Source organism: Actinoplanes sp. NPDC051861, from assembly GCF_040681145.1.
GTDB lineage: Bacteria > Actinomycetota > Actinomycetes > Mycobacteriales > Micromonosporaceae > Actinoplanes.
The window spans coordinates 350,580-375,650 of sequence record NZ_JBFAYE010000001.1 but is presented as its reverse complement, the minus strand read 5'-3'; the positions used below and the strand labels follow the sequence as shown (position 1 = coordinate 375,650).

General features: G+C 70.6%; 20 protein-coding genes. 10 read left to right on the top strand and 10 right to left on the bottom strand.

What is annotated here, in order from left to right; genetic code table 11:
* Positions 1-6: 6 nt before the first annotated feature.
* Positions 7-468 carry a gamma-glutamylcyclotransferase family protein gene (locus AB0M02_RS01960; protein WP_364219938.1) on the top strand — a complete coding sequence of 154 codons (462 nt, stop codon included), beginning with the start codon at positions 7-9 and terminating at the stop codon, positions 466-468.
* Here AB0M02_RS01960 and AB0M02_RS01955 read toward each other — a convergent pair.
* The 4 genes from AB0M02_RS01955 to AB0M02_RS01940 all read right to left on the bottom strand — a co-directional run bounded on the left by AB0M02_RS01955 (position 454) and on the right by AB0M02_RS01940 (position 3,783).
* A complete protein-coding gene (locus AB0M02_RS01955; protein WP_364219935.1) occupies positions 454-1,404 on the bottom strand; it encodes a GNAT family N-acetyltransferase in 951 nt (316 codons plus the stop codon). The genes AB0M02_RS01960 and AB0M02_RS01955 overlap by 15 nt on opposite strands.
* Before the next feature lie 19 nt (positions 1,405-1,423).
* Positions 1,424-2,161: a hypothetical protein gene (locus tag AB0M02_RS01950; RefSeq protein ID WP_364219932.1), complete on the bottom strand. Its 738-nt coding sequence runs from the start codon at positions 2,159-2,161 to the stop codon at positions 1,424-1,426.
* Between the two features lie 67 nt (positions 2,162-2,228).
* Positions 2,229-3,149 (bottom strand): hypothetical protein, encoded by a 921-nt coding sequence (locus AB0M02_RS01945; RefSeq protein ID WP_364219929.1) that lies wholly within the window; start codon positions 3,147-3,149, stop codon positions 2,229-2,231.
* A 1-nt stretch (position 3,150) separates the two neighbouring features.
* Complete coding sequence (locus tag AB0M02_RS01940) at positions 3,151-3,783, bottom strand: MBL fold metallo-hydrolase (RefSeq protein WP_364219926.1); 633 nt, start codon at positions 3,781-3,783, stop codon at positions 3,151-3,153.
* A gap of 107 nt (positions 3,784-3,890) precedes the next feature.
* On the opposite strand from AB0M02_RS01940, the gene AB0M02_RS01935 reads away from it, so the two are divergent.
* Positions 3,891-4,835 carry a DUF4349 domain-containing protein gene (locus AB0M02_RS01935; RefSeq protein WP_364219923.1) on the top strand — a complete coding sequence of 315 codons (945 nt, stop codon included), beginning with the start codon at positions 3,891-3,893 and terminating at the stop codon, positions 4,833-4,835.
* 4 nt (positions 4,836-4,839) lie between these two features.
* Here AB0M02_RS01935 and AB0M02_RS01930 read toward each other — a convergent pair whose 3' ends face one another.
* Together AB0M02_RS01930 and AB0M02_RS01925 are read right to left on the bottom strand one after the other, a co-directional pair.
* Positions 4,840-6,096, bottom strand: coding sequence for an amidohydrolase (locus AB0M02_RS01930; RefSeq protein WP_364219920.1), 1,257 nt, complete (start codon positions 6,094-6,096; stop codon positions 4,840-4,842).
* Between the two features lie 228 nt (positions 6,097-6,324).
* Positions 6,325-7,890 (bottom strand): acyl-CoA mutase large subunit family protein, encoded by a 1,566-nt coding sequence (locus AB0M02_RS01925; protein WP_364219918.1) that lies wholly within the window; start codon positions 7,888-7,890, stop codon positions 6,325-6,327.
* Positions 7,891-8,094: 204 nt separating this feature from the next.
* Here AB0M02_RS01925 and AB0M02_RS01920 point away from each other — a divergent pair, with 204 nt between their 5' ends.
* Positions 8,095-9,999, top strand: a complete 1,905-nt coding sequence (locus AB0M02_RS01920; protein WP_364219915.1) for a protein kinase — start codon at positions 8,095-8,097, stop codon at positions 9,997-9,999.
* 24 nt (positions 10,000-10,023) lie between these two features.
* Positions 10,024-11,676: a phospho-sugar mutase gene (locus AB0M02_RS01915; protein WP_364219912.1), complete on the top strand. Its 1,653-nt coding sequence runs from the start codon at positions 10,024-10,026 to the stop codon at positions 11,674-11,676.
* Positions 11,677-11,899: 223 nt separating this feature from the next.
* Here the strand turns inward: AB0M02_RS01915 and AB0M02_RS01910 are convergent, their stop codons facing one another.
* Genes AB0M02_RS01910 through AB0M02_RS01900 form a run of 3 tightly spaced genes read right to left on the bottom strand, consistent with a single transcriptional unit; the run spans position 11,900 to position 17,089 of the window.
* Positions 11,900-12,586 (bottom strand): GPP34 family phosphoprotein, encoded by a 687-nt coding sequence (locus AB0M02_RS01910; protein ID WP_364219909.1) that lies wholly within the window; start codon positions 12,584-12,586, stop codon positions 11,900-11,902.
* A 49-nt stretch (positions 12,587-12,635) separates the two neighbouring features.
* Positions 12,636-13,556, bottom strand: coding sequence for a GT-D fold domain-containing glycosyltransferase (locus AB0M02_RS01905; protein ID WP_364219906.1), 921 nt, complete (start codon positions 13,554-13,556; stop codon positions 12,636-12,638).
* Between the two features lie 26 nt (positions 13,557-13,582).
* On the bottom strand, positions 13,583-17,089 hold the full coding sequence (locus tag AB0M02_RS01900) for a CDP-glycerol glycerophosphotransferase family protein (RefSeq protein ID WP_364219903.1): 3,507 nt from the start codon (positions 17,087-17,089) through the stop codon (positions 13,583-13,585).
* Positions 17,090-17,276: 187 nt separating this feature from the next.
* Between AB0M02_RS01900 and AB0M02_RS01895 the strand changes: the two genes are divergently transcribed.
* The gene (locus tag AB0M02_RS01895; protein WP_364219900.1) at positions 17,277-17,765 is read left to right on the top strand and encodes an 8-oxo-dGTP diphosphatase; all 489 of its coding nucleotides are present in this window, start codon (positions 17,277-17,279) and stop codon (positions 17,763-17,765) included.
* A 26-nt stretch (positions 17,766-17,791) separates the two neighbouring features.
* On the opposite strand, the gene upp is transcribed toward AB0M02_RS01895, so the two are convergent.
* Positions 17,792-18,424, bottom strand: a complete 633-nt coding sequence (upp, locus tag AB0M02_RS01890; RefSeq protein WP_364219897.1) for a uracil phosphoribosyltransferase — start codon at positions 18,422-18,424, stop codon at positions 17,792-17,794.
* A gap of 59 nt (positions 18,425-18,483) precedes the next feature.
* On the opposite strand from upp, the gene deoC reads away from it, so the two are divergent.
* The 5 genes from deoC (at position 18,484) to AB0M02_RS01865 (ending at position 24,893) form a co-directional block, all read left to right on the top strand.
* Positions 18,484-19,413, top strand: coding sequence for a deoxyribose-phosphate aldolase (deoC, locus tag AB0M02_RS01885; protein WP_364219894.1), 930 nt, complete (start codon positions 18,484-18,486; stop codon positions 19,411-19,413).
* Between the two features lie 9 nt (positions 19,414-19,422).
* Positions 19,423-20,847 carry an aldehyde dehydrogenase family protein gene (locus tag AB0M02_RS01880; protein WP_364219891.1) on the top strand — a complete coding sequence of 475 codons (1,425 nt, stop codon included), beginning with the start codon at positions 19,423-19,425 and terminating at the stop codon, positions 20,845-20,847.
* Positions 20,840-21,649 (top strand): aldehyde dehydrogenase family protein, encoded by an 810-nt coding sequence (locus tag AB0M02_RS01875; protein ID WP_364219888.1) that lies wholly within the window; start codon positions 20,840-20,842, stop codon positions 21,647-21,649. The genes AB0M02_RS01880 and AB0M02_RS01875 overlap by 8 nt, the downstream gene beginning before the upstream one ends.
* A gap of 135 nt (positions 21,650-21,784) precedes the next feature.
* A complete protein-coding gene (locus AB0M02_RS01870; RefSeq protein WP_364222477.1) occupies positions 21,785-22,630 on the top strand; it encodes a DNA primase in 846 nt (281 codons plus the stop codon).
* 67 nt (positions 22,631-22,697) lie between these two features.
* Positions 22,698-24,893, top strand: coding sequence for a transposase (locus tag AB0M02_RS01865; RefSeq protein ID WP_364219885.1), 2,196 nt, complete (start codon positions 22,698-22,700; stop codon positions 24,891-24,893).
* Positions 24,894-25,071: the final 178 nt, after the last annotated feature.

The window sequence follows — 25,071 nt, the reverse complement described above, 5'->3', positions numbered from 1 at the left end:
GTCGCCGTGCGTCACTACGCCGCGTATGGCTCGAACCTGGATCCCGCCCGCATGCGGGCCTACTGTCCGCACTCGCCGATGGTCGGCGTGGGGTGGATCGAAGGCTGGCGCCTCACCTTCGCCGGTGAGGGAGAAATGGGCTGGGAGGGAGCGGTAACCACGATCGTCGAGTCGCCGGGCGACCGCGTCTTCGTCTCGGTCTACGACGTCCACCCGTGGGACGCCGCACAGCTCGACGAGGTCGAGGGGGTGACCGCCGAGGCGTACCAGAAGCTCACCGTGCGTGTATCGACGCTCGACGGTGAGCTGTCCGCCTGGGTGTACGTCTTCGCCGGGTACGAGGGCGGCATGCCGACCGCGTGGTACCTCTCGGAGATCGCCAACGCGGCCGAGAAGGCGGGTGCGCCCGACGATTACGTCGAGGATCTGCGCCGGCGCCCCACCCGGACCGCGTCACCCGAGGCGTAACCGCACCGTCGTGCGGTAGACGTTCGCCCGGTACAGCGGCTCGAGTCCCACCTTGAGATAGAGGCTGGCGGCGTCGGTCGGGTTCGCCAGGTCGACGCCGAGCCCGGCCTTCGCGCGGCCCTTCGCGGCGTACGCGGCGAACGCGTGGCGCAGCAGTGCCTCGCCCACACCGCGCCGCCGGTACGGCCGGAGCACGCCGAGGTTCTTCACCCAGCCCTCGTCGTTGTCCTCGGAGCCGCCCGTGCCGCCGGACTGCAGCGCACCGGCCGGCACGCCGTCGACCTCGGCGACGAACCACTCGGCGAGGTCGATCCCGGTCTCGGCCCCGAACTGCTCACGCCAGTCCGGGTAGGCCAGGGCGGGGTGGTCGGAGTCCTGGAACGCCTCCTCGATGACGGCGTGGACGCTCGGCAGGTCCTCCTCGCGGACCGGGCGGACGGTGACACCGGCCGGCGGCTCCGGCGGGACCGGCGCGACACCGTCCAGCGACATCTGCATGCGGGCGTGCTGCTTGAGGAAGAGGAAGCCGGCCTCGGACAGGACGTCGATCCACGCCTTCTCGGTGGGGATCGCGGCTGCGCGTACCTCATAGACCTGGTGACCCAACGCGGCCGCACGCTCGGTCATCCGGCCCATCAGCAGGCTCAGCAGGGGCCGCTGCGCCGGCTCGCCGGCGCCCGGCCAGACGTAGACCTCGGCGAAGTCGCGCGCCTTGCCGGTGGGATTCCGCGGGTACGCCCAACCGACGATCCGCCCGCTCTCGTCCAGCGCCAGCCAGCTGTCCCGGGTCATGTCCGTGTTCGGCCCGGTCAGCTCCTCACGCACCTCGTCGAGGGTGAAGTCGGGCTCGCCCGTCGCCGCGATGTCGCTCGCGTGCACCATCTCCAGAATGGCGGGCATGTCGTCGAGGGTGGGACGGCGGAACGTCAGGGTCATCGGGTCACCTCTCCTGTTCTCAGCGGGTCAGCCGGTGGCTCAGCGACTCCAGCAGCCCGGCGAACTCCACCCGTTCGCTGCGATCCAACACCGCGTACGCCTGCCCGGCCAGCGAATTCGCCACCGCCTCGGCCCACATGAGCCGGCGCACCAGCGGCCCGGCCGGCGGGTACGGCGGCTGCCAGCCGAACGCCACGGCACCGGTCTCCCCGTCCGGCCCCGCGATGATCGCTTCGATCGGGGTGAGCCCACCGGCGCGCACCGCGATCACGTGCACGCCCTGCCGGTGCTCGTGCAGCAGGTGCAGCAGCGCCGCGGCCCGGGCGCCCGCACCGGGGTCCGGCACCGGCATCGCCCGCCACGCCGCGAACAGCGGCAGCCCGGCCTGGTCCACCGCGTCCACCACCCGGCCGCCCAGCTCGAGCAGCCGGGTGAGCCGCGGGAAGCCGCCGAGCTGTTCGGTGCCCCAGGTGCAGAGCTCGTGCAGGTGCCAGGTGGCCACCTCGGCCGGTGCGGACGTCTTGGCGGTCGCCTCCCAGCCGTCGGTCACCGCCTCCGGCGCGATGAAGGCCAGCACGGCGGCCACGGTCTCCGGCCGCACCTCGCCGAGGGCGCCGGCCCGCGCCGAGACGTGATAGGCCCAGCCGGAGAGGCCGAGCAGCCGGGCACGGCGCAGCGTCTGCGGTGATTCCGCGAAGGCGCCGATGATCGTGGCGAGTCCCGCTTTGGCGTTCGCTGCTGCCTGTTCCGGGGTCACCTGCCCGATTCTGCTCTCCTTGACCGGGGAATGAAAACGCTCCCCGATCGATGACCGTCCGAATTGCTCAGTCGCCGAGATCGTCCAGGGCCGCCTGTACATCACCGACCTGCCGCCTTGCCGCCGCGGCCTCCCGCTCGGCGGCGCGGCGCGCGGATTTGCGCCGGGCCACGTCGGCCACCGCCTCGGTGCGGCGACGTTCCAGTTCGGCCAGTTCGGCGTCGAGATCCTCGACCGTGTGCCCGGCGTCGCGCTCGGCTGCCTCGGCCCGTTCCAGCTGGGCGTCGGCGCGGCGCTCGGCGGCCATGGCGGCGGTCAACTGCCGTTCCAGGTCACGCTTCCGGCGCTCGCTCTCGCGGCGGCGCTGGTCGGCCTCCCGGCGGCGCTGTTCGGCGGCCGCCCGTTCCTGCGGCGACTCAGTGTCGCCGTCGCCCGCCACCTCCTCCTCAATATCCGATATTTCGGATATGTCGGTGTCGTCGGTGACCAGTCGCAACCTCGGCCGCGGCACCTCGCCGAACCCGGCGTAGGTCGCGGCCCGGATCAACCGCCCGCTCTGCACCTGCGAGGCGACCTCCGGATCGGCCAGCGCCGCCGTCAGCGTCGCCTCCACCTCACCGAGGGGCAGCTTCGCCAGCGGCGCACCGGACGACACGGCGAGCTTGCGCGCGGCGGCCACCAGAGCCGACACGAACTGCCGGCGCTGGTTGGACAGCTCACGCAGCTGGTCGCCGTGCAGGTCACGCTGTGCGGCCCGCAGCGCCGTGGACAGCTCGACCAGCTCGCCGATGAGCTCCGGGCGCTTGCGGGCGAGCAGGTTCACCACCCAGGCGGCGACGGTCGGCTTCTTCAGCGCGGCGAGACGCTTGGCCGTCTCCCGGTCACCGGCCCGGCGGGCCTCCTCGATCGCGGCGGCGCGGGTCGCCACGAAACCCTCCGGCGGCTCCTCGTAGAGCCGCCGGACCACGCTGTCGGTGCTGCTCGGCACGTCAGTCGAGAACCGTGCCGGGCGCGACCTGCCGGTACGACGTATCGGAATAGCTCTCCAGGTGCTTGCCGTAGATCGCCGACCCGCGCTCGTTGAGCAGCCCGTCGTGCAGCGCGAACGCCCTCCCCGGCTTCACCGCGCGGACGAACTCCAGCGACCCGGCGATCGTCGTCCACGGCGCGTTGAGCGGCGCGAAGAGCGTCTCCACCGGCTGGTCGGGAAGCGCGAACGAGTCACCCGGGTGGTACAGGTTCGTGCCGTCGCCGGTGATCAGGAATCCCAGGTTCGCGAAGACCGGCACGTACGGGTGAATGATCGCGTGCTGTCCCCCGTACGCCTTGATGTGGAAACCCGCGGCCTGGAACTCCTCACCCACCGCAACCGACGTCGTGGCCTCGGCGACTCCGGACAGCAGCGGCAGCACCGCCTCGTGCGCGAAGATCCGCAGATTCGGGCGCGCCGCGACCGCGGCAGTCACCGCCGCGACGTCCAGGTGGTCGGCGTGCTCGTGCGTGATGAGCACGGCGTCCGCACCGTCCAATGCGGACGACTCGGAGAATTCGCCGGGATCCACGACGAGTACCCCCGAGCCTTCGACCCGTAGGCAGGAATGCGTGAACTTCGTGACGCGCACGGGACCCCTCCGCAGCTGAATCGTGACCGGTCATCTCGCAGTCTGCCGGAACCGGAACCGCTCTGCCGTACGTCCCACCGCTCAATCACGCGACACGAGGAGCGACGATGCATAAACGGGGAACCATCAAACTGATCGGCGCCGTCCTGCTGGCCGGCGCTCTTCTTGCCGGATGCGGCGCCGCCGACGACGCCGCCTCGTCCGAGGGCGGAGCGCCCAACGCCGCTGCCGAGCCCGGCGGCGGCAGCCTCGCGGATCAGGCCGCGCCGGCCGAGGGCCGGGCCGAGGCGCCCCAGCAGGGCAAGGACACCACGGCGCAGGCACCGGATCTCCGCGTCGACCAACGCTCGATCATCTACACCGGCTCGATCACGGTACGGGTCGACGACGTCACCACCGCGGCCGCGCAGGCCACCGGCATCGCCTCGGCGGCCGGCGGCTTCATCGGCTCGGACGAGCGGCACAGCGGCACCGGCTCGGACACCGCGAACATCACCCTGCGGGTACCGGCCGCCAAGTTCAGCTCGGTGGTCGACCAGCTCGCCAAGCTGGGCACCGAGGAAGTCCGCGGCATCAACACCGAGGACGTCACCGAGGCGGTCGTCGACCTGGACGCCCGGATCTCCGTGCAGAAGGCCCGAGTGGAGAGCGCCAAGAAGCTGCTCACCCAGGCCAAGGACCTCGACGACCTGGTCATGCTGGAGCGCGAGGTGGCGACCCGCGAGGCCGACCTGGGCTCCCTCGAGGCCAAGAAGCGACGCCTGGCCGACCTGACCTCGCTCTCCACGATCACCGTCGTCCTGCTCGACCCGGACGCCGCCCAGCCCGAGGAGGAGCAGCCGCCCGGTTTCCTGGCCGGCCTCTCCGGCGGCTGGAACGCCCTGATGGCCTCGCTCGCCGTGCTGATGACGGTGCTGGGCGCCCTGATCCCGTGGATCATCGCGATCGGCCTGCCGGTGTGGGCGGTGCTCTACGTCATCCGGCGGCTGCGGCGCCGTCCGCCCCCGGCGGCCACCCCGGCACCTGCCGAGGCTCCGGCCGCCAGCAGCTGACCGGTCAGAACGCTCCCGTGGAGAGGGCGGCCATCGCGGTGTGGACCATGACGCGTACGCCGTACCCGATGGCCCTCTCGTCCACGTCGAAGTCGCCCTGGTGCAGGTCGTGGCGCACGTCCGAGCCCGGCATGCCGGTGCCGAGACGGATCATCGCGCCGGGGACGTGCTCCAGGTAGAACGAGAAGTCCTCGCCGCCCATGCTCAGCTCGGCCTCGACCACCCGCTCGGCGCCCAGGGCCGCGCCCGCCGCGCCGGCGATGACCGCGGAGGCCATCCGGTCGTTGATCACCGGCGGGACACCGCGGGTGTACGTGATCTCGACCTCCGCGCCGGTGGCCGCGACCACGTCACGGATCAGCTTGGTGACGATGTCGGGCGCCTGCCGCCACGCCTCGCGGTTGAGGATCCGCACCGTGCCGAGCACCTCACCGGAGCCGGGGATGGCGTTGAACGCCTGTCCGGCGTGCACCGCGCCCCACACCAGCGAGACACCGGCGCGCGGGTCGATCCGGCGGTCCAGCAGCGACGGGACGTCGACGATCACCCGGCCCAGCGCGTGCACCAGGTCGGCGGTCAGGTGCGGCCGGGCGGTGTGCCCGCCGGGCCCGCGGAGCTCGACCTTGACCGTGTCGGCGGCCGCGGTGAACGGCCCGGAGCGCACGCCGACCAGGCCGGCCGGCAGCTGCGGGTAACAGTGCAGCGCGTAGATCGCGGCGACGTCCTTGAGCGCGCCGGAGGCGATCACCTCGGGCGCGCCGGAGGGGATGGCCTCCTCGCCCGGCTGGAAGATCAGCCGCACCCGGCCGGGCAGCTCGCCCTTCTCGTGGAGCTGCGCCAGGGCCAGGCCGAGGCCCAGCATGATCGTGGTGTGCACGTCGTGGCCGCAGGCGTGCGCCATCCGGTCGACGGTGCTGCGGTACGGCACGTCCTTGAGGTCCTGCAGCGGCAGCGCGTCGATGTCCGCCCGGAAAGCGATGACCCGGTCGCCCTCGCCGATGTCGCAGACGACACCGTTGCCGCGGGGCAGCATCCGGGGCTGGAGGCCGGCGACGGACAACTCCCGGGCGATCAGCGCCGCGGTCTCGAACTCGGAGTGTGACGGCTCGGGGTGAGCGTGAATGTGCCGACGAATCGCTACCAGCTCGGCGCCCCGCGAAGCGAGCCAGCGGTCGAGCTGGCCGGGCAGGGGGTCAGCACCGGGCGGGGGCCCGGGCCACGCCTTTTCAGCGCCCTCGGGCGCTGTCAGAGCAGTAGTCACGTCGGGTTCCGTATTCAATCTCGAAGGTTTGTCGGGTTTTGCAACGCGCGACAGCATAATCCTAAAACGATCACGCTGTGTAACGGTCCGGTAAAATCGACGGCTCTCGTTGTGCTGCGCTGCGCCGAAGTCAGGCGGGCATACAGGAGGTCTTCCCGGCCCGCCATTCCCGTAACTGGTAGTGGATCGCTGAGGTGACGCGACACACTATGAGTACGTCTCGCGGCTTCAGAAGCGTTCGACCGGACGGTGGACACCCCACACGCCGCGCAACGTGTGGCATACCTCCCCCACCGTCGCACGGAGCCGCAACGCCTCTTTCATCAACGGTAGGACGTTCACACTTCCGGCGGCGGCCTTCGCCAGATCTGCCAGCGCGGCCTGCACGGCCGGGTCGTCACGATCGGCACGGAGCTCGGCGAGCCGGGCCACCTGGGCCGCCTCGATCGCCGGATCGACCCGCAGCGGCTCGTACTTCTCCTCGGCGTCGGCGGCGAACCGGTTGACGCCGACGACCACCCGCTCCCCCGCGTCGATCTCGGTGGCGATCCGGTACGCCGAAGCCTCGATCTCACCCTTCTGGAAGCCCTGCTCGATCGCGTCGACCGCCGAGCCGTGCTCGAAGACCCGGTCGATCAGCGCGGTCGCCTCCTTCTCCACCGCGTCGGTGAGTGCCTCCACCGCGTACGAGCCGGCGAACGGGTCGACGGTGCCGGTCAGTCCACTCTCGTACGCGAGCACCTGCTGGGTCCGCAGGGCCAGTCGCGCCGACTTCTCCGTGGGCAGAGCGATCGCCTCGTCGTACGCATTGGTGTGCAACGACTGCGTGCCGCCGGCGATGGCACCCAGAGCTTGGATCGCCACCCGGATGAGGTTGACCTCGGGCTGCTGAGCGGTGAGCTGGACGCCTGCGGTCTGCGTGTGGAAGCGCAGCATCATCGACTTCGGGTCCTTGGCGCCGAAGTCGTCCCGCATGATCCGGGCCCACATCCGCCGCGCCGCCCGGAACTTGGCGATCTCCTCGAGCAGGGTCGTCCGTGCCACGAAGAAGAACGAGAGCCGGGGCGCGAAGTCGTCGACGGCCAGGCCGGCGGCGATCGCGGCACGCACGTACTCGATGCCGTTGGCCAGCGTAAACGCGATCTCCTGCGCGGGCGACGCGCCGGCCTCGGCCATGTGGTAGCCCGAGATCGAGATGGTGTTCCACCGGGGGATCTCGGTCCGGCAGTAGGCGAACGTGTCGGCCACCAGCCGCAGTGACGGCTTCGGCGGGAAGATGTACGTCCCGCGCGCGATGTACTCCTTCAGGATGTCGTTCTGGATCGTGCCCTGGAGCTTGTCGCCCGGCACGCCCTGCTCCTCGGCGACCAGTTGGTACAGCAGGAGCAGCACCGAGCCGGGCGCGTTGATCGTCATCGAGGTGGAGACCTGGTCCAGCGGGATCCCGTCGAACAGCCGCCGCATGTCGTCGATCGAGTCGATCGCCACGCCGACCTTGCCCACCTCACCGTGCGCGACCGGGTCGTCGGAGTCGTAACCCATCTGGGTCGGCAGGTCGAACGCGACCGAGAGGCCCATCGTGCCGGCCGCCAGGAGCTGGTGATAGCGCGCGTTCGACTCGGCCGCGGTGCCGAAGCCCGCGTACTGCCGCATGGTCCAGGGGCGCTTCGTGTACATCGTCGGGTAGACGCCACGCGTGTACGGATATTCACCGGGCTGATCGCGCCCGGCGTCCGCGGGCACGTCGCCGGGACCGTACACCGGCTGGATCGGAAATCCCGACTCTGCGTTCACAGGTTGATCCTAAGGGTCGTTCAGGCCGCCGACAGTGAGGGATTTGGCACGGTGCGTTCCCGTGAGCACACCCTCGGCCACGCCGCAACTACCCAGGGTCGAGAAGTGATTAACGTTGCGGGCGCGACTTTTGTTGAGAGCCCACAAGCGGGCAAGATAGCGGGGTTGGTCGACAGCCCCTATACCCCCTCGGTGGCATCCTCAGTGACTCAGATTCCGACGTGGAGCGGTGGCAACAGCGCTCCCCTCAGCGGACGTGCAGCCCCGGGCACGCTCATCGGCGGGCGGTACACGCTGCGCGCCGCGGTCGGTCACGGCGGCATGGGCACGGTGTGGCGCGCGGCGGACACGCTGCTGCGCCGCGACGTGGCGATCAAAGAGGTCATCCTCCCGCCCGGCCTGGCGCCGAGCGACCGCGACGCGATGTATGAGCGGACCATGCGCGAGGCCCGCGCGGCCGCCGCACTCCAGCACCCGGCCGTCGTGCAGGTCTACGACGTGGTGCACGAGAACGGCCGCCCGTGGATCGTGATGGAGCTGCTGGACGCCCGCAGCCTCGCCGACATGGTGATCGAGGACGGCCCGGTCTCCCCGCGGGTCGTCGCCAAGATCGGTATTGCGCTGCTCGGCGCCCTGGAGGTCGCGCACGCCCACGGCGTGCTGCACCGCGACGTGAAGCCGGCGAACGTGCTGATCTGCCAGGACGGCCGCTGCGTGCTGACCGACTTCGGCGTCGCCCGGATGCCCACCGACGTGCAGCTGACCACGCCCGGCATGGTGCTGGGCTCGCCGCACTTCATCTCGCCCGAGCGGGCCATGGGCCACGAGTTCGGCCCGCCGAGCGACCTGTTCTCGCTCGGCGTCACGCTCTACACCGCGATCGAGGGCCGCCCGCCGTTCGACAAGGGCGACCCGATCGAGACGATGCACGCGGTGGTCGAGGACCCGCCCGCACCGGTCGTGCGCGCCGGTTCGCTGACCCCGGTCCTGATGGGCCTGCTGGAGAAGAACCCGGCACAGCGGATGGACGTGCAGACCGCGCGGACCATGCTGCGCCAGCAACTCGCCGGCCCGCTGGCCAGCAAGAGCCCGCCGCACATGATGACCGACCCGTACTCGGTGGTCTCCGGCCCGCGCCCGGTCAGCCCGGCGCCCGCCGCGACCCAGCCGATCCCGCCGCAGCCGACCGGCCAGATCGGCGGCCGCGCCATGCTGCAGCCGGGCGAGTCCCTCACCGATCACCTGGCCAAGCTGGAGCAGCAGAACGCCTCGGCCGGCGGCCGCCGCCGCGCACCGGAGCCGTCCGACCGGGCGGGATACCCGACCGGCACGCTGCCCGCCCACCAGGTCCCCTCGGCCGACCCCACGAGCGTCATCCCGCCCCAGAACCCGTGGAACGCGGCCCCGCGCCCCGGCACCGTGGTGACCAGCCCGGCCGCCAAGCGCCGGATGGCCCTGGAGAACGTGACCCGGATCGCCCGGGACACCTCCTCGACCGCGGTCGAGACGTTCAAGTCCTGGCCCCGCAACAAGCAGCTGATCTCCGCGGGCTCGGCCGCCGCTGTCGTGCTCATCCTGATCCTGGTCTTCTCCCTCACCGGGGGCGGCGACCCGCCGCCCACCACGCCGGCGGCCCAGCCGCCGGCGAGCGCCCCGGCCGCCGCCGACGTCCAGACGCAGGACTACAAGGGCAACGCCGCGGTCAGCGTGCAGGTCCCGGCCGGCTGGACACGGGCGGCGGGCGGTGTCTACGTCGACTACGTCGACCCGGACAACAAGCTGCGCAAGGTCCGGGTGCTGGTGGAGAAGGGCTCGATCAGCCCCACCAAGTTCGTCTCCTCGACGGCGCCGGCCGGCCTGAAGAAGTCGAAGAACTGCCCGGCCCCGTACACCACGGTCGCCACCGAGGAGGTCGAGGTCTCCGGCAACCCCGGCGCCCAGCTGGAGTACACCTGCGGGACCGGCGACAACATGCGGCACGGCATCTGGCGGATGACCACGGTCGACAACAAGATGTACTCGTTCTACCTGACCTCCTCGGACGCCGAGTTCGCCGACAGCAAGAAGTACTTCGACGCCATGGCCGAGAGCTTTCAGCTGAACCTCTGACGGCGGCTGTGCTATCAATCCCTGATGGCGTCCGAAGTTGATGTTGATCTGAAGGCCACGGCCGAGGCCTGGCTCGCCGACGATCCGGATCCGGCGAGCCGGGCGGAGCTGCGTGCGCTGCTCGACGGGCTGCCCGGCACCGAGGCGGAGCTGCGGGACCGGTTCGCGGGGCCGCTCACCTTCGGCACCGCGGGTCTGCGCGGCCGGCTGCGGGCCGGACCCAACGGCATGAACCTGGCGGTGGTCACCCAGGCGGCGGCCGGGCTGGTGTCCTGGCTGGCCGCGGAGGGCGGGCAGGGCCCGCTGGTGATCGGTTACGACGCGCGGCACGGCTCCCGTGAGTTCGCCGAGCAGACCGCCCGCGTGGCCACCGGCGCCGGCCGGGAAGCCCTCGTGATGCCGCGCGTGCTGCCCACGCCGGTCCTGGCCTACGCGGTGCGCGCGCTCGACGCCGTGGCCGGGGTGATGGTCACCGCCAGCCACAACCCGCCGCAGGACAACGGATACAAGGTCTATCTCGGCCGCGAGCTGGGCGGTCCGGCCGGCGACGGCGCTCAGATCGTGCCGCCGGCCGACACCGGCATCGAGGCCGCGATCCGTGCCGCCGGCAGCCTCGCGTCGGTCCCGCTGGGCGATCCCGGCACGCTTCTCGACGAGAAAACCTTCCAGGGGTACGTGCAAAGCGCCGTCGCCGTCCTCGCCGAGGGCTCTTCGCGGGCCCTGAGAGTGGCGTACACGCCGTTGCACGGCGTTGGTGGTGGCACGGTGGCCGCCGCCTTCACCGCCGCCGGATTTCCCGCACCAGCCGTGGTCGCCGAGCAGGCCGAACCCGACCCCGAGTTCCCCACCGTCGCGTTCCCCAACCCGGAGGAACCCGGCGCCATGGACCGCCTGCTGGCACTCGCCGGCACGACCGGCGCCGACCTGGCGATCGCCAACGACCCCGACGCCGACCGGTGCGCCGTCGCGATCCCCGGCCCCGGCGACACCTGGCGTCCCCTGCGCGGCGACGAACTCGGCGTCCTCCTGGCCGACCACCTGATCCGCCGCGGCACCCCCGGCCTCTACGCCACCACCATCGTCTCCTCGTCGCTGCTGGGCCGCCTCTGCGCCGCCCGCGGAGTCCCGTACGCGGAGACCCTCACCGGCTTCAAGTGGATCGTCCGGGCCGCCGAGGACCTGGCGTTCGGCTACGAAGAGGCACTCGGCTACTGCGTCGCCCCCGCCCTGGTCCGCGACAAGGACGGCATCACCGCCGCGCTGACCGTGGCCGAGCTGGCCGCCGAGCTGAAGGCCGAGGGCCGCACGCTCGGCGACCGGCTGGACGAACTGGCCACCGAGTTCGGTCTGCACGCCACCGACCAGCTCTCGGTCCGCGTCGACGACCTGAGCGAGATCGGTCGCGCCATGACCCGCGCCCGGCAGCACCCACCCGCGTCACTGCTGGGCTCGCCGGTGACGTCGGTGAGCGACCTGCTGCCGGAGAACGACGTGCTGACGTTCCGCACCGCCAGGGTTCGCGTGGTGATCCGGCCGTCGGGCACCGAGCCGAAGCTCAAGGCGTACCTCGAAGTTGTCGAACCCGTCACCGACGGCGACCTGGCGACGGCCCGTCACCGCGCCGCACTCGCCCTAACCACCCTGCGCACCGAAACATCCACCCTCCTAGCCCTCTAAAACAAAACCCTGCGTGTGGAGTTCGGGCGCGCAGGTGGGCCGAACTCCACACGACGACCGCTGCCACTCAGCGTGGGGAATTCGGGTGCGCAGGTGGGCCGAACTCCACACGGCGACCGCTGCCGCTCAGCGTGGGGAGTTCGGGTGCGTGGGTGGGCCGAACTCCACACGGGGAATGTCTGAGGGGAGAGCAGCGGCAACTGCTCTCCCCTGGAACGACTTGTCAGAGAGGCTTGGGGGTGCCCAGTGCGGCCTGGATCGCCCGGCCCAGAGTGGCCACCACCAGCGCGACGCTCGGGCGGACGATGGAGTCCTCCAGGCTGACGTCGCCGACGAAGCCGGCGTTGCTGGCGATCTCCTCGAGCCGCTCGTGTGCCCGCTCGGACTCCTCCGCCGGGAGCTTCAGCGCCGGCTCCATCCGGGCCGCGACCAGCAACGTGGCGAGCGCGGCGGTGCGCTCGTCGGGCAGGGTGTCGCCGATGAGGGCGGCCGCCAGGCGCTGCCGGATCTCAGCCTCGTAAGCGGGATCGGAGGTCGGATAGCGGTGCACGTGGATGACGCCCAGCTGGGTCTCGTCCACGTCCTGCACCACGCCCCGGGCGCACAGGTCCTCCAGCACGCGGGTCCGCAGGCGGTGCCTCAGCCGCTGCAGCCACTGCGCCGGGGTGTGTGGCTCGTCGGACGACACCTTCTCCAGGACGGCGTCGGCCACCGGGTCGCCCAGAGGGGTGGCGTCGACCACCTTGAGGTAGCCGTCCGCCGCGTAGGCGACCCGGTTCGCCAGCGCCAGGTCGATCAGGACGGCCGCGGCCATGCCCAGATCGAGCCCGATGCGTGAGCCGGTCGCCTTACCGGTCTGGTCGTCGTACGCGAGGAGGAGTAGTTCCTCGGCGAGCGGGATGGGGGTCATATCTCGCAACGATAGTGCTCCCGGTCACTCGAACAGATCCGCAGGTCGGTCACTTCCGGTGGACACCCAGCGACTCGGGCCAGGCCCCACCGTCGAAGACGTTGGCCCAGCTGTCGCTGATGTGCCCGACGTCGATCGCCCAGCGGCCCATCCGGGACAGCCACGCGCTGACCAGGGTGCCGGCCGGGCCGAGCGAGAGCAGGTAGAGCCGGTCCGGGTCCTCGTCCTCGAGCACCTTCATGAGGCGGGGCAGATCAGCGTACGCATTGACCGGGGTCGAGTAGATGTAAGAGCTGCTCTTGACGTTGTCGAAGAGCTGCGGCGTCAGCGTGAACCGCGAGTTCTCCCCGGTGATGATGCAGATGTCCTGGTCCTCCCAGACCTGGCGCCACATGTCGGCGCCACGCTGGCCCATCTGCTGGAAGAAGATCGGCCGGGAGACGTGGCTGTTGCCGTACTTCATGTCGGTACGCAGCAGCGGCCGCACCTCGTGCCAGATGTCCACCCAGACGCCCGACCAGTGCAGGTTCCGGTACGGGTACGGGAACCCGAGCATCAGGCGCTCCTGGTCGAAGCCGTCGAAGCGCAGCACCTCGCGCAGTTCCGAGGCGAGCCCCGGCGACCAGGGCTGGAACTTCAGATTGAAGTCCGAGCGCAGCATGGTCTTGAACTCGCCGTCGCCGAACCGGGCGAAGCTCACCCTGTCCTTGATGATCCGCTGAAGCGTGTCCTCGAAGGTGAGCTGGTGCTCGCCGGTGAACGCGGTCACCTCGGTGATGACGTCCTTGGTGAGCATGACGCGGAACAGCTCGAGGTACTTGCGCTGCTCCTGCAACTCCCAGCGGATGTCGGTGAGGATCTTGCGGTCCTCGGCCTCGCGTTTCTCGTCGGCCTTGCGCTTCGCCGCGGCCGCCTTGCGCTTCTCCTCGGCCGTCTTGTCGGCGTCGGGCTTGAACACCTCACGAAACACTGGTCGTCCCTCGAAGTCGATGAAAGTCAGCGGATCTTACGCCCGGCGTCGAGCATCGCGTCGACCAGTCGCGCGGCGGCGTGGCCGTCGTCGAGGTCGCTGGCCCGCTCGGTGAACGCCTTGTACTGGGTGGCGTACTGCCCACGCACCTGGTCGGCGTCCCGGATCGCGTCGATCACCTCGTCCGAGGTGGCGAGCAGCGGCCCCGGCGCCTCCGCCTCGAAGTCGAAGTAGAAGCCGCGCAGGTTGTCCCGGTAGTTCTCCAGGTCGTACGTGAAGAACAGCATCGGCCGGCCGGTGCTGGCGAAGTCGAACATCACCGAGGAGTAGTCGGTGATCAGGACGTCCGTGATCGCGAGCAGGTCGGCCATGTCGGGGTACGTCGAGACGTCGTAGACGAAGCCGTTGCCGGCGCCACGGATCTCGTCGACCACGTTCGGATGCCGCCGGATGAGCAGCACGTGGTCGTCGCCGAGGCGCTCGCGGGCCGCGTCCAGGTCCAGCATCATCGTGATCTTGTACTGGCCGCCGGTGTAGTACTCGTCGTCGCGCCAGGTCGGCGCGTACAGCACCACCTTCTTGCCCTCGGGCAGGCCGATCCGGCTGCGGACGTCGGCGATGACGGCGTCGCGCTTCTCGCCCTCGGCGAACAGGACGTCGTTACGCGGGTAGCCGATCTCCAGCATCTCGCCCTTGAAGCGGAACGCGCGCTTGAGGATCGGGGTGCTGAACCTGTTCGGCGAGACCAGGTGGCTCCAGTTCTGCGCCTCTTCCTCGAGCTTCTCGAAGTACTGCTTGTCGGCGAACTGCAGGTCCTCGATGTCGAAGCCGATCCGCTTGAGCGGGGTGCCGTGCCAGGTCTGGATGACGACCTGGCCCTCGCGCCGCTCGAACCAGGCGGGCAGGTGCTGGTTGGTGACGATGTAGCGGCTGGTGGCGAGCGCTTCGTACCACTCGTGGCGCCAGAGGGCGACCGTCTTGGCGGTGTCCGGCACGGCGGCCTGACCGTCACTGATCACCCAGAGATGACCCAGCGGAAGACCACGGGCAACAAGCTCTTCGTGTACGGCACGCGGGCTGTCCGAGTACTGCCGGCCGGTGAAGCTGTTGTAGAGCACGACGTCACGCAGCGGGGTCTTGCGCATCTTCGGGTACAGCACGGTACGGCTGATGTGGCCGTTCGCCTTGCCGCGCTCGTCGTCGGTCAGCGCGGTCCGGACGCGGACCACGACCCGCTGGTCGGAGAGCCACTCGAGGGTGACCCGCTGCGGGTCGGCCGGGTGCGGCAGCGGCAGGTTGTCCATGCCGCTCGCGGTGACCGGCAGCGGCCGGATCGGGCCGTCACCGAGCCGGTAGAGCAGGTTCCAGGTGCCGGCCTTCAGCCGGACGTCCCAGCCGAAGCTCGGCACCCGCAGCGGGTCCAGCTCGAAGCTCCAGCTGTCGCCGTCGATCTCCACCGGGATGTCGCGGGTCTCCCGGGCGTTCGAGATCCGCACGACGAGGCGCATGTCGCTCCAGTCGCCCACGGGCGGCAGCAGGCCGGCCAGCCGGAACCCGGCGCTGCCCGCGGTGATGCTGGTCAGCGTGGGGGTCACCGGCAGCGCGGTGAGCACCGGGTGACCCTTGTGGTCCGGGACCAGGTTGATCGTCCGGCTGCCCAGGTGCAGGGGCGGCCAGGAGAAGAACTCGTGTACGGCCAGGCGGATCGGCGCGCTGTGCTCGTCGCCGGGTGCCAGCTCGACGTCCCAGCGCTCACCCGGCTCGCCGGGCAGCAGCTGCGGGTACTCCGCGCCGGGCGCGCGCAGGTCGGTGACCGGCACTCGGAAGACGAACTCGTCGTCGCTGATGTCCACCGGGTAGCTGCGCCACACGATCCCCGACGTACGCGAGAGCCGCGCCGTCGCCGGCTTGCGGTTCGCACCGGTCAGCTCGCCACGGATCTCCAGCGAGTCGCCGTTCAGCGAGCCACCGGTGATCCGGGCGCCGACGTGCTCCACGTACAGCTGGAACTTGCCGTTGGTGACGACCGGGGTGATCCGCACGTCCTTGTCGACGTACATGCTGGTCAGCCGGATCGGGTTGGCGTGCTCGCCGACGGTCAGCGGGCCCTTGCTCTTCTGGCCGAGGCCGAGCACGCCGATCACCACGGTCCAGATGCCGTCGTGCCACTGGCCGTCCTCGCCGCGCAGCGCCTGCACGTCGATCTCGGTCTCGAAGCCGGACCAGTCGTACGAGATGTCCTGGTTGCCGTGCACCGCGGTGGCGTCGATCGACTTGTGGTTGGCCAGTGGTAGCCGCTTGGTGCGGCGGCCCTCCTCGTCGCGCAGCCAGAGAAGGCGGGTCGTCGACCACGGGTGCGCGGCACCCTGCCCGGGGATGAACGCGTGCCCGCGCAGGAAGAGCTTGTCGCCGCGCCACTGAGCGTCGTGCAGCCGGGTGCGCGGCCGCGGGACGCCGGCCAGGAAGAGCGAGCGCGGCACGTTCGGCAGGCGCTCCTCCAAGTACATCAACAGGTGGTAGCGGCGCAGGCCCTTGCGCACGATGCGGTGCCGGGCCCGGACGGTCGGGATCATCTCCAGCAGCTCGGCCAGCATCCGGTTGCGGACCAGGCGCCAGAGCACCCGGTTGGCGGCCGGCAGCTCGTCCCAGACCCGGGCGTCGACGCCGTCGAGGAACCGATTGCACCCGTCCAGGAACGTCTCGCGGTACGCGTCGTTGACCTTGGGCAGCTCCCGCATGAAGATCATGAGGTCGCCCTGGAGCACCGACGCGTCGTAGATCCGCTTGATCTTGTGCTGCTTGTGCTTGGCCAGGAACCGGCTGACCTGCTCCACGCCGGCGAGCCGGTCCACGAAGCCGCGGACCTCGTCACGGCGCTGGGTGATCGACTTGTCCTGGCCCTCGCGCTCGCGCCAGTAGTAGACCGGCACGTCGAGCACGTCCACCGTCTTCGCCAGCACGTGCGCCGGGACGATGACCGGGGTGTCCTCGTAGAGCACGCCCTCGGGGAAGGCCAGCTTGTGCTTGTCCCAGAACTTACGGCGGAAGATCTTGTTCCACGCGGTGCGGTCGTCCATCAGCGAGGACTGCTTGCTGACGTGGGTGCGCAACGTGGTGGTCGCGAACGCGGTGCGGTGCAGGCCGGACTGGTGTACGCCACGGCTGGTCAGCCGGTAGACGTTGCCGGAGGCGAAGTCGGAGCCGGTCTCGGTGATCGAGGCGATGAGCAGCTCGGCCGACGCGGGCGGGATGACGTCGTCGCTGTCGACGAACATCAGGAACTCGCCGGTGGCGTGCTCGACGCCGGTGTTGCGGGCCGCGCCCAGACCGGCGTTCGCCTTGGTCACCAACTTGAACCGAGAGTCACGACGCGCGTAGTCGGCAGCGATCTCGCCGCTCTCGTCGGTGGACCCGTCGTCGACCATGATGACTTCGAGAGCCGTGTAGTACTGAGCGGCGATCGAGTCGAGGCACTCTTCCAGATAGGGCGCCACGTTGTAGATCGGCACAACGACGCTCAGCACGGAATCCATCCCGTGACCCTCCAAATTTCATTGCCCGGGACCGAACCACTGGCGCGGGGTGCTCCGGCGCGATCTGTGCGCCCGCTGTTCGGCGAACGTTAGCAGACCGGCAAACCGGGACGTGAAGGCCGTTCATCACGGTCTGTAGCCCCTGTGGGGCATTCGTCACCCAGGCGCGTGCTCTAGGGTTGGCCACGTGCAGGCCATTGTCGCCACGCTCGGCTACGTTTTCTCCCCCGATCGTCGCAAGATCCTGATGATCCGGCGAGACGCCCGCCCGGATGACATCCACTTCGGCTACTACAACGGCCTGGGCGGCAAGCTCGAGCCCGGCGAGGACGTGGTGAGCGGCCTGCGCCGGGAGCTGCACGAGGAGGCCGGCATCGACTGCACCGGCGTCGAGCTGGCCGGCACGATCTCCTGGCCCGGCTTCGGGCGCGACGGCGAGAACTGGCTCGGCTTCCTGTTCCGGGTCACCGCCTGGACCGGGACGCCGCACTCCGCCAACGACGAGGGCAGCCTGCACTGGGTCGAGATCGACGAGGTGCTGGCCGGACGGGTGCCGATGTGGGAGTCGGACCGGCACTTCCTGCCGCTGGTCTTCGCCGAGCGGCCGGAAGTATTCCACGGGGTGATGCCGTTCCTGGCGGGTAAGGCCCAGTCGTGGTCGTTCACGACTGTGTAGTGCTTTACGCGTACGCTGAAATGCTCTTAAAAGCGGCGCATGCCGCCGAATTGGCGGTCGCCGGCGTCACCCAGGCCAGGCACGATGTACGCCTTGTCGTTGAGACCCTGGTCGATCGACGCGGTGACCAGGCGCAGCGGGAGGTCGGACGCGGCCAGGCGCTCGATGCCCTCGGGAGCGGCCAGCACGCAGCAGATGATGATGTCGGTGCAGCCACGGTCGGCGAGCAGCTTGCAGCAGTGCAGCAGCGAGCCACCGGTGGCGAGCATCGGGTCGAGCACCAGGACCGGCTGGCCGGAGAGGTCGCCGGGCAGCGACTCCATGTACGCCCGGGGCTCGAACGTCTTCTCGTCGCGGGCGAGCCCGACGAAGCCCATCGACGACTCGGGCAGCAGGCCGAGCGCGGCGTCCGCCATGCCGAGACCGGCGCGCAGCACCGGGACGATCAGCGGCGGGTTGGCCAGGCGGGTGCCCTCGGTCGGCGCGACCGGCGTCTCGATGGGGTACTTCTCCACCGCGAACAGGCGGGCGGCCTCGTAGACCACCATGGTGGTCAGCTCGTGCAGGGAAGCACGGAAGACGCCGGAGTCGGTGTCCGTGCGGCGCATCGCGGTGAGCCGGGTCTGTGCCAGCGGGTGATCTACGACCAGTACGTCCACGCGCTCAACCTACCGGTCCATCAAGATCAACTGGCAGCGGGCCGCGTAGAATCGCGTTCATGACTGTGACAGCAGCCACCGAGCTGTCTGATCTGCGCTCCTTCCTGCACGGATTGCCCGGTGTCGACAAGGTCGGCATCGAGGCTCGTGCGGCCGCTCTCGGCACCCGATCGGTGAAGACGAGCGCCAAGGCGAAGGCCATCGACCTGGCGATCCGGATGGTCGACCTGACCACGCTCGAGGGCGCCGACACCCCCGGCAAGGTGCGGGCACTGTGCGCCAAGGGCATCCGCCCCGACCCGGCCGACCCGAGCTGCCCCTCGGTCGGCGCCATCTGCGTCTATCCGGCCATGGTCCCGGTCGCCGCCAAGGCCCTCGCCGGTTCGGGCGTGCACCTGGCCAGCGTGGCGACCGCGTTCCCGTCCGGCCAGGCGCCGCTGGAGGTGAAGATCGCGGACACCCGCAGCGCCGTCGAGGCGGGCGCCGACGAGATCGACATGGTGATCAGCCGGGGCCGGTTCCTGGCCGGTGACTACCGGGCGGTGTTCGACGAGATCGTCGCGGTCAAGGAGGCGTGCGGCGCCGCCCACCTCAAGGTCATCCTGGAGACGGGCGAGCTGGCGACGTACGACAACGTGCGCCGGGCCTCCTGGCTCGCGATGCTGGCCGGCGCCGACTTCATCAAGACCTCCACCGGCAAGGTCTCGGTGAACGCGACGCTCCCGGTCACGCTCGTGATGCTGGAGGCGGTCCGGGACTTCCGGGAGCGGCACGGGCGCCAGATCGGCGTGAAACCGGCCGGCGGCATCCGGACCACCAAAGACGCCATCAAGTACCTCGTGATGATCAACGAGACGGTCGGCGACGACTGGCTGGACCCGGACTGGTTCCGGTTCGGCGCCTCGTCGCTGCTCAACGACCTGCTCATGCAGCGGACCAAGCTCACCACCGGCCACTACGCCGGTCCGGACTACTTCACCCTGGACTGAGGCCGCCCGATGTTCGAATACGCACCAGCACCGGAATCCCGCTCGATAGTAGATATCGCCTCCTCGTACGGCCTGTTCATCGACGGGTCGTTCGAGGCGGCCAAGGACGGCAACGTCTTCAAGACCGTGAACCCGGCCTCCGAGGAGGTCCTCGCCGAGGTCGCCGCGGCCGGCCCGGAGGACGTCGACCGGGCGGTCGCCGCCGCTCGCCGCGCCTTCGAGAGCTGGTCCGCGCTGCCCGGTTCGGAGCGCGCCAAGTACCTGTTCCGGATAGCCCGGATCATCCAGGAGCGCTCCCGTGAACTGGCCGTCCTGGAGTCCCTCGACAACGGCAAGCCGATCAAGGAGTCGCGCGACGTCGACCTCCCGCTGGTCGCCGCACACTTCTTTTATTACGCGGGCTGGGCGGACAAGCTTTCGTACGCGGGGTTCGGGCCGGACCCGAGGCCGCTCGGCGTCGCCGGTCAGGTCATCCCGTGGAACTTCCCGCTGCTGATGCTCGCCTGGAAGATCGCACCGGCTCTGGCCACCGGCAACACCGTGGTGCTCAAGCCGGCCGAGACCACCCCGCTGTCGGCCCTCTTCTTCGCCGACGTCTGCCGCCAGGCCGAGCTGCCGGCCGGCGTGGTGAACATCGTGACCGGCGCCGGCGACACCGGCGCGCACCTGGTGCAGCACCCGGACGTCAACAAGGTCGCCTTCACCGGCTCGACCGAGGTGGGCCGGGAGATCGCCCGCTCGGTGGCCGGCACGGGCAAGCGGCTGACCCTCGAGCTGGGCGGCAAGGCAGCCAACATCGTCTTCGACGACGCGCCGATCGACCAGGCGGTCGAGGGCATCGTCAACGGGATCTTCTTCAACCAGGGTCACGTCTGCTGTGCCGGATCGCGCCTGCTGGTCCAGGAGTCGATCGCCGAGGAGCTGCTCGCCTCGCTGAAGCGGCGGATGTCCACGCTGCGCGTCGGTGACCCGCTCGACAAGAACACCGACATCGGCGCAATCAACTCCGCCGCGCAACTTGCCCGTATTACCGAATTGTCGGAAATCGGGGCGCAGGAGGGCGCTGAGCGCTGGTCGCCGGCCTGCGAGCTGCCGGACCGGGGCTTCTGGTTCGCGCCGACGATCTTCACGGGCGTGACGCAGGCACACCGGATCGCCCGCGAGGAGATCTTCGGACCGGTGCTGTCGGTCCTGACGTTCCGGACGCCGGCCGAGGCGATCGAGAAGGCCAACAACACACCGTACGGTCTGTCCGCCGGCATCTGGACCGAGAAGGGCTCGCGGATCCTGTCGGTGGCCGACAAGCTGCGGGCCGGCGTGGTCTGGGCAAACACGTTCAACAAGTTCGACCCGACGTCGCCGTTCGGCGGTTACAAGGAGTCCGGATACGGCCGTGAGGGCGGCCGGCACGGCCTGGAGGCGTACCTTGCCTAGACTCTCGGTCCGCAAGACCTACAAGCTCTACATCGGCGGCAAGTTTCCGCGCAGCGAATCAGGACGGACCTACGTGGTGAACGGCGACAACGTGGCCCTCGCCTCCCGCAAGGACGCCCGCGACGCGGTGCTCGCCGCCCGGGCCGCCCAGTCGAAGTGGGCCGGCGCCACCGCGTACAACCGGGGTCAGGTGCTGTACCGGGTCGCCGAGATGGTCGAGGCCCGGCGCGCCGAGTTCGTGTCGCTCGGCGTCCCGGACGACGAGGTGGACGCGGCCGTGGACCGCTGGGTCTGGTACGCGGGCTGGTCCGACAAGATCGCCCAGGTGGCCGGTGGCGCCAACCCGGTGGCCGGGCCGTTCTTCAACATCTCCGCGCCGGAGCCGACCGGTGTGGTCGCCGTGATCGCCCCGGACTCGCTGCTCGGGCTGGTCAGCGTGATCGCCCCGGCCGTGGTGACCGGGAACACGGTGGTCGTGCTCGCGGCGAATCCGCAGGTCGCGGTGACCCTGGCCGAGGTGCTGGCCACCTCCGACGTGCCCGGTGGCGTGGTGAACATCCTCACCGGCCGCTATGCGGAGACGGCTCCGTGGCTGGCGTCGCACGCCGACGTGAACGCCCTGGATCTGACCGGTGTCTCGGAGCCGGACCTGGCGACCGAGCTGGAGCGCGCCGCCGCGGGAACGTTGAAGCGGGTGGTCAGGCGACCAGCCGGCGAAGTCGACTTCGGCGCCGATCCCGGGCTGCGGCCGATGACGGCGCTGTTGGAGACCAAGACCGTCTGGCACCCGAAGGGCTTCTAACAACGGGGACGGGGCGGTTGTCACACAGCGTTGCCGACTAGGGTGTGTGCCCAGAGTCACCCGTCCCGCCACCCCCAGAACACCCGGAGGTCTACCGTGACCAGCCAGTCCGACGAGCCCGAGGCGCCCGCGCCGGTGGCCGAGAAGTCCTCGACCGACGGGGGTGCCGGGCAGGAGCTCTGGGAGAGTGTCCGGATCCAGCCGGTGGAGATCGCGCTGCCCGGCGGCGTGGGCCTGACGCTGCGCGCCCACCGCACGGCCTCGGAGCTGACGCCGACCGAGATCCAGATCGACGAGGACGACCCGTTCGAGAGCCGCAAGCGCGCGGCCGCCGCCGACGAGGACGACGAGGAAGAGATCATCGTCGACGAGGAGTTCAAGGCGCTGCTCGCCGAGGACTCCGAGAAGGGCGAGATCGCGAAGGGTGACGCCGAGGAGCCCGACCCGGCCGACTTCGAGGACGAGTCGGAGGAGGTCAAGGACCAGGCGGCTGACGAGGACGTACCCATGTTCCTCAGCCACAAGGGCCGGCTGCTCGCTTTCAAGAGCGCCGAGTCGCTGGTCTCCTTCATTCGTTCGGGTGCGCCCCACGATCTCGCACAATTGGACACCTGGGACACCGTCGCGGAGCGGGTACAGTCGAGCGACATCGACCCGCTGCCTGATGATCGCTACGAGCTGGACCTCGTGGTGGAGAACCTGCGTGGCGGGCATGACACGTGGGACCTACCGCTGCTCATCGCCGCTGGCGAAGTGGCCCGAGACCTGGGATACGCGCTCCGTATCAAGCCGGTGATCCTGGCACTGTCGCCCGGCTCACCGCTCGACGACCTGGACGACTCCCTTCGCGCCGCGGAAAGTGGCGGAATGGGGGGTTTCTTTGGCCGCCGGAGATTGAAGAAAATCGGGGCACAACAGGCGAGTCTGGGCTGGCGCTCCGTCATCGGCAAGATCTCTGCCGCTGTGGACTGGCGTGACTGACCGATTACCAGGGAACATCAGTCCTTGGCCACAACGAAGCAGCAGTCCCGGGGAGGAGGACGACGCCGTGGCGCTCGTGCGCGTGTACTGCGGTCTGGCGTCGGCTGATGATTCGGTGCGTTCGGCCTCGGCCGCGCCGCTGACCATCGCCGTGGTGGACGACGCAGGCCGGCTGCTCGGCGTTCATGAGATCAGCGACGACCCGGGCGGTTACGCCCAGCTGGGTTCGCTGCTCGTGGAACGGACGACGGGCTTCAGCGACGCGGCGGTCGCCGCCGACAGCGACGACCACGTGGTCACCTCGCTGCTGACAGCGGCCGGCCGGCCGCTGGTGGTGGTCGACGACGACGACGCGGACGACTTCGCCGAGCGTTTCTCCGACGACGACTCCCCCGAGGAGATCCAGGCGCCCGCGGCCGCCCGGCGTGCCGTGGGCCTGGCCCGCGCCCTGCAGGCCGGCGCCATCGCCGCGGTGAACCTCACCACACCGCGCGACCTGGTCAGCTACAAGCCCGTCCTGGCGGCCCACGTGGCCATGCTGAACGGGCGCAACTCGGCCGCCGCCGCGCTGCGCGAGGTGCTGCGCGAGCTCTACCCGGCCGCCCTTCGGGCGTACCCGGATCCGGCGCACCCTCTTGTCCTCGCCGTTCTCGACGCACTTCCCGAGCCCGGGCGGCTGACCGGCCGGGGCGACCCGGCCGAGACCGCGCGCGAGGTCGCCGTCGAGCTGACCCGCGCCGGCGCGGGACCGCAGGACCAGGTGATCGGTGCCGTCACCGCTCTGCAGGTGGCGATCAGCGAGTCGCCGCGGCGAGGCGGGGTCAACAAGTCGCTGGCACCGGCCGCCGCCGAGGCGGTCCGCCAGGCCATCGCGGCCGTCCGCTCCTGCGACGCCGCCTGCACCGCGCTGGTCGGCACTCTCAGCGCCCGCGCCACGCAGCCCGCCAACAGCCCGAACGTCGGCCGTCGCGCCGCGCGGCGGGCCGCCGAGCCGGCGCTGGCCCCGGTGCCCAACAACGACAGCTCGCGCTTCGGCCGTCGCAGCCGTCCTGAGCCGGCCACCACCGGCGCCGGTCCGGCCACGCCGAAACCGATGACCACACCGCCGGTCGCACCGGACCCGATCGCACCGCCGCCGGTCGCACCGGCCGCGGCCAACGGTCTGCCGACCCGCGGCGGCAACCCGGGCAACCGCCCGGTCTCCGTGCCGCCGCCCCCGCCCGGCATGACGCCGATCACCCCGGGCACGCGCCCGGTGCCGGCGTCGCGGACGCCCGGAGCGCCCTCGTCGGTGCAGCCCGCCGCCCGCGGCGGCAGCACCCCGGCCGAGGCGGGCGAGCCCTTCCGGCCGACCCTCACCAACGCCGAGATCAACCGGGCGCGGGCCGAGCGCCAGCGCACGGTCATCCCGCCCCGGCCGAGCACCCGGACCCCGGCGGCCGCCAACGGTTCGACCGCCGGTGCCACCGACTACAGCCTGCCGATGCCCAGCCAGCGTCCCGCACAGGAGACGCCGGAGCCGGGCTCACGGGCCAACTGGCCGCTGCTCAACACCGGCAACGACGACGCCGCCACGACGCCACCGCCGGCAGCCGCGTCGGTCAGCTCGCCGCCCTCCTCGGGCCGGGTCAAGCCGCCGTGGCAGGACATGCCGAAGGAGCCGCCGTCGCTGCGCCTGGTCGACCCCCAGCTCGGCGGCCGCGCCGGCGCGGCCGGTCTGGACCCGATGGGCGGCCCGCCTCCACTGCGCCTGGTGGACGGCGACCCCCGCGGCTCCAGCAGCCACAAGCTGACCGCGCTCGACCGCAGCACCACACCACCGGTCCCGGCCGACGGCAACGACGGTGACCTGCTGATCTTCGCGGCGGCGCGCTCCGCCTGGTTCACCGGACCCAAGGAGTCCGACAAACCGGACTGGGCGAACCCGAACGACAGCGGCTGGCGTGCGGCGGAGAAGGCCGCTACCCCGGCCGTGGCCGCCGAGACCTCGGCCGGCCTGCCGAAGCGGGTGCCCCAGGCCAACCTGGTGCCGGGTTCCCCGCTGCGCGACGAACGGCCGCTGCGGATCGTCCGCGACGCCGCCTCGATCGCGGCGCACACCACGGGCTATTTCCGTGGCTGGCGGCGCGGTCAGGAGATCGGCGGCTTCGCCATGGGCGGCCGACCCGGGCGAGAGGCCGCCGGCGGGTGGGACTTCACCCGGGACGGCCAGGCCGCCGACGAGTACCGGAACAACAACAACGCCGGGTATGGCGGGCGCTGACCCAACACCGAGTACAGCAAACGCCGGCACTTACCGAGCGCCGGAGCTGCAAGACCGGGCAGCGGGACGGCGACGCCGGTTGGGCGGGCGCTGACCCAACACCGAGTACAGCAAACGCCGGCACTTACCGAGCGCCGGAGCTGCAAGACCGGGCAGCGGGACGGCGACGCCGGTTGGG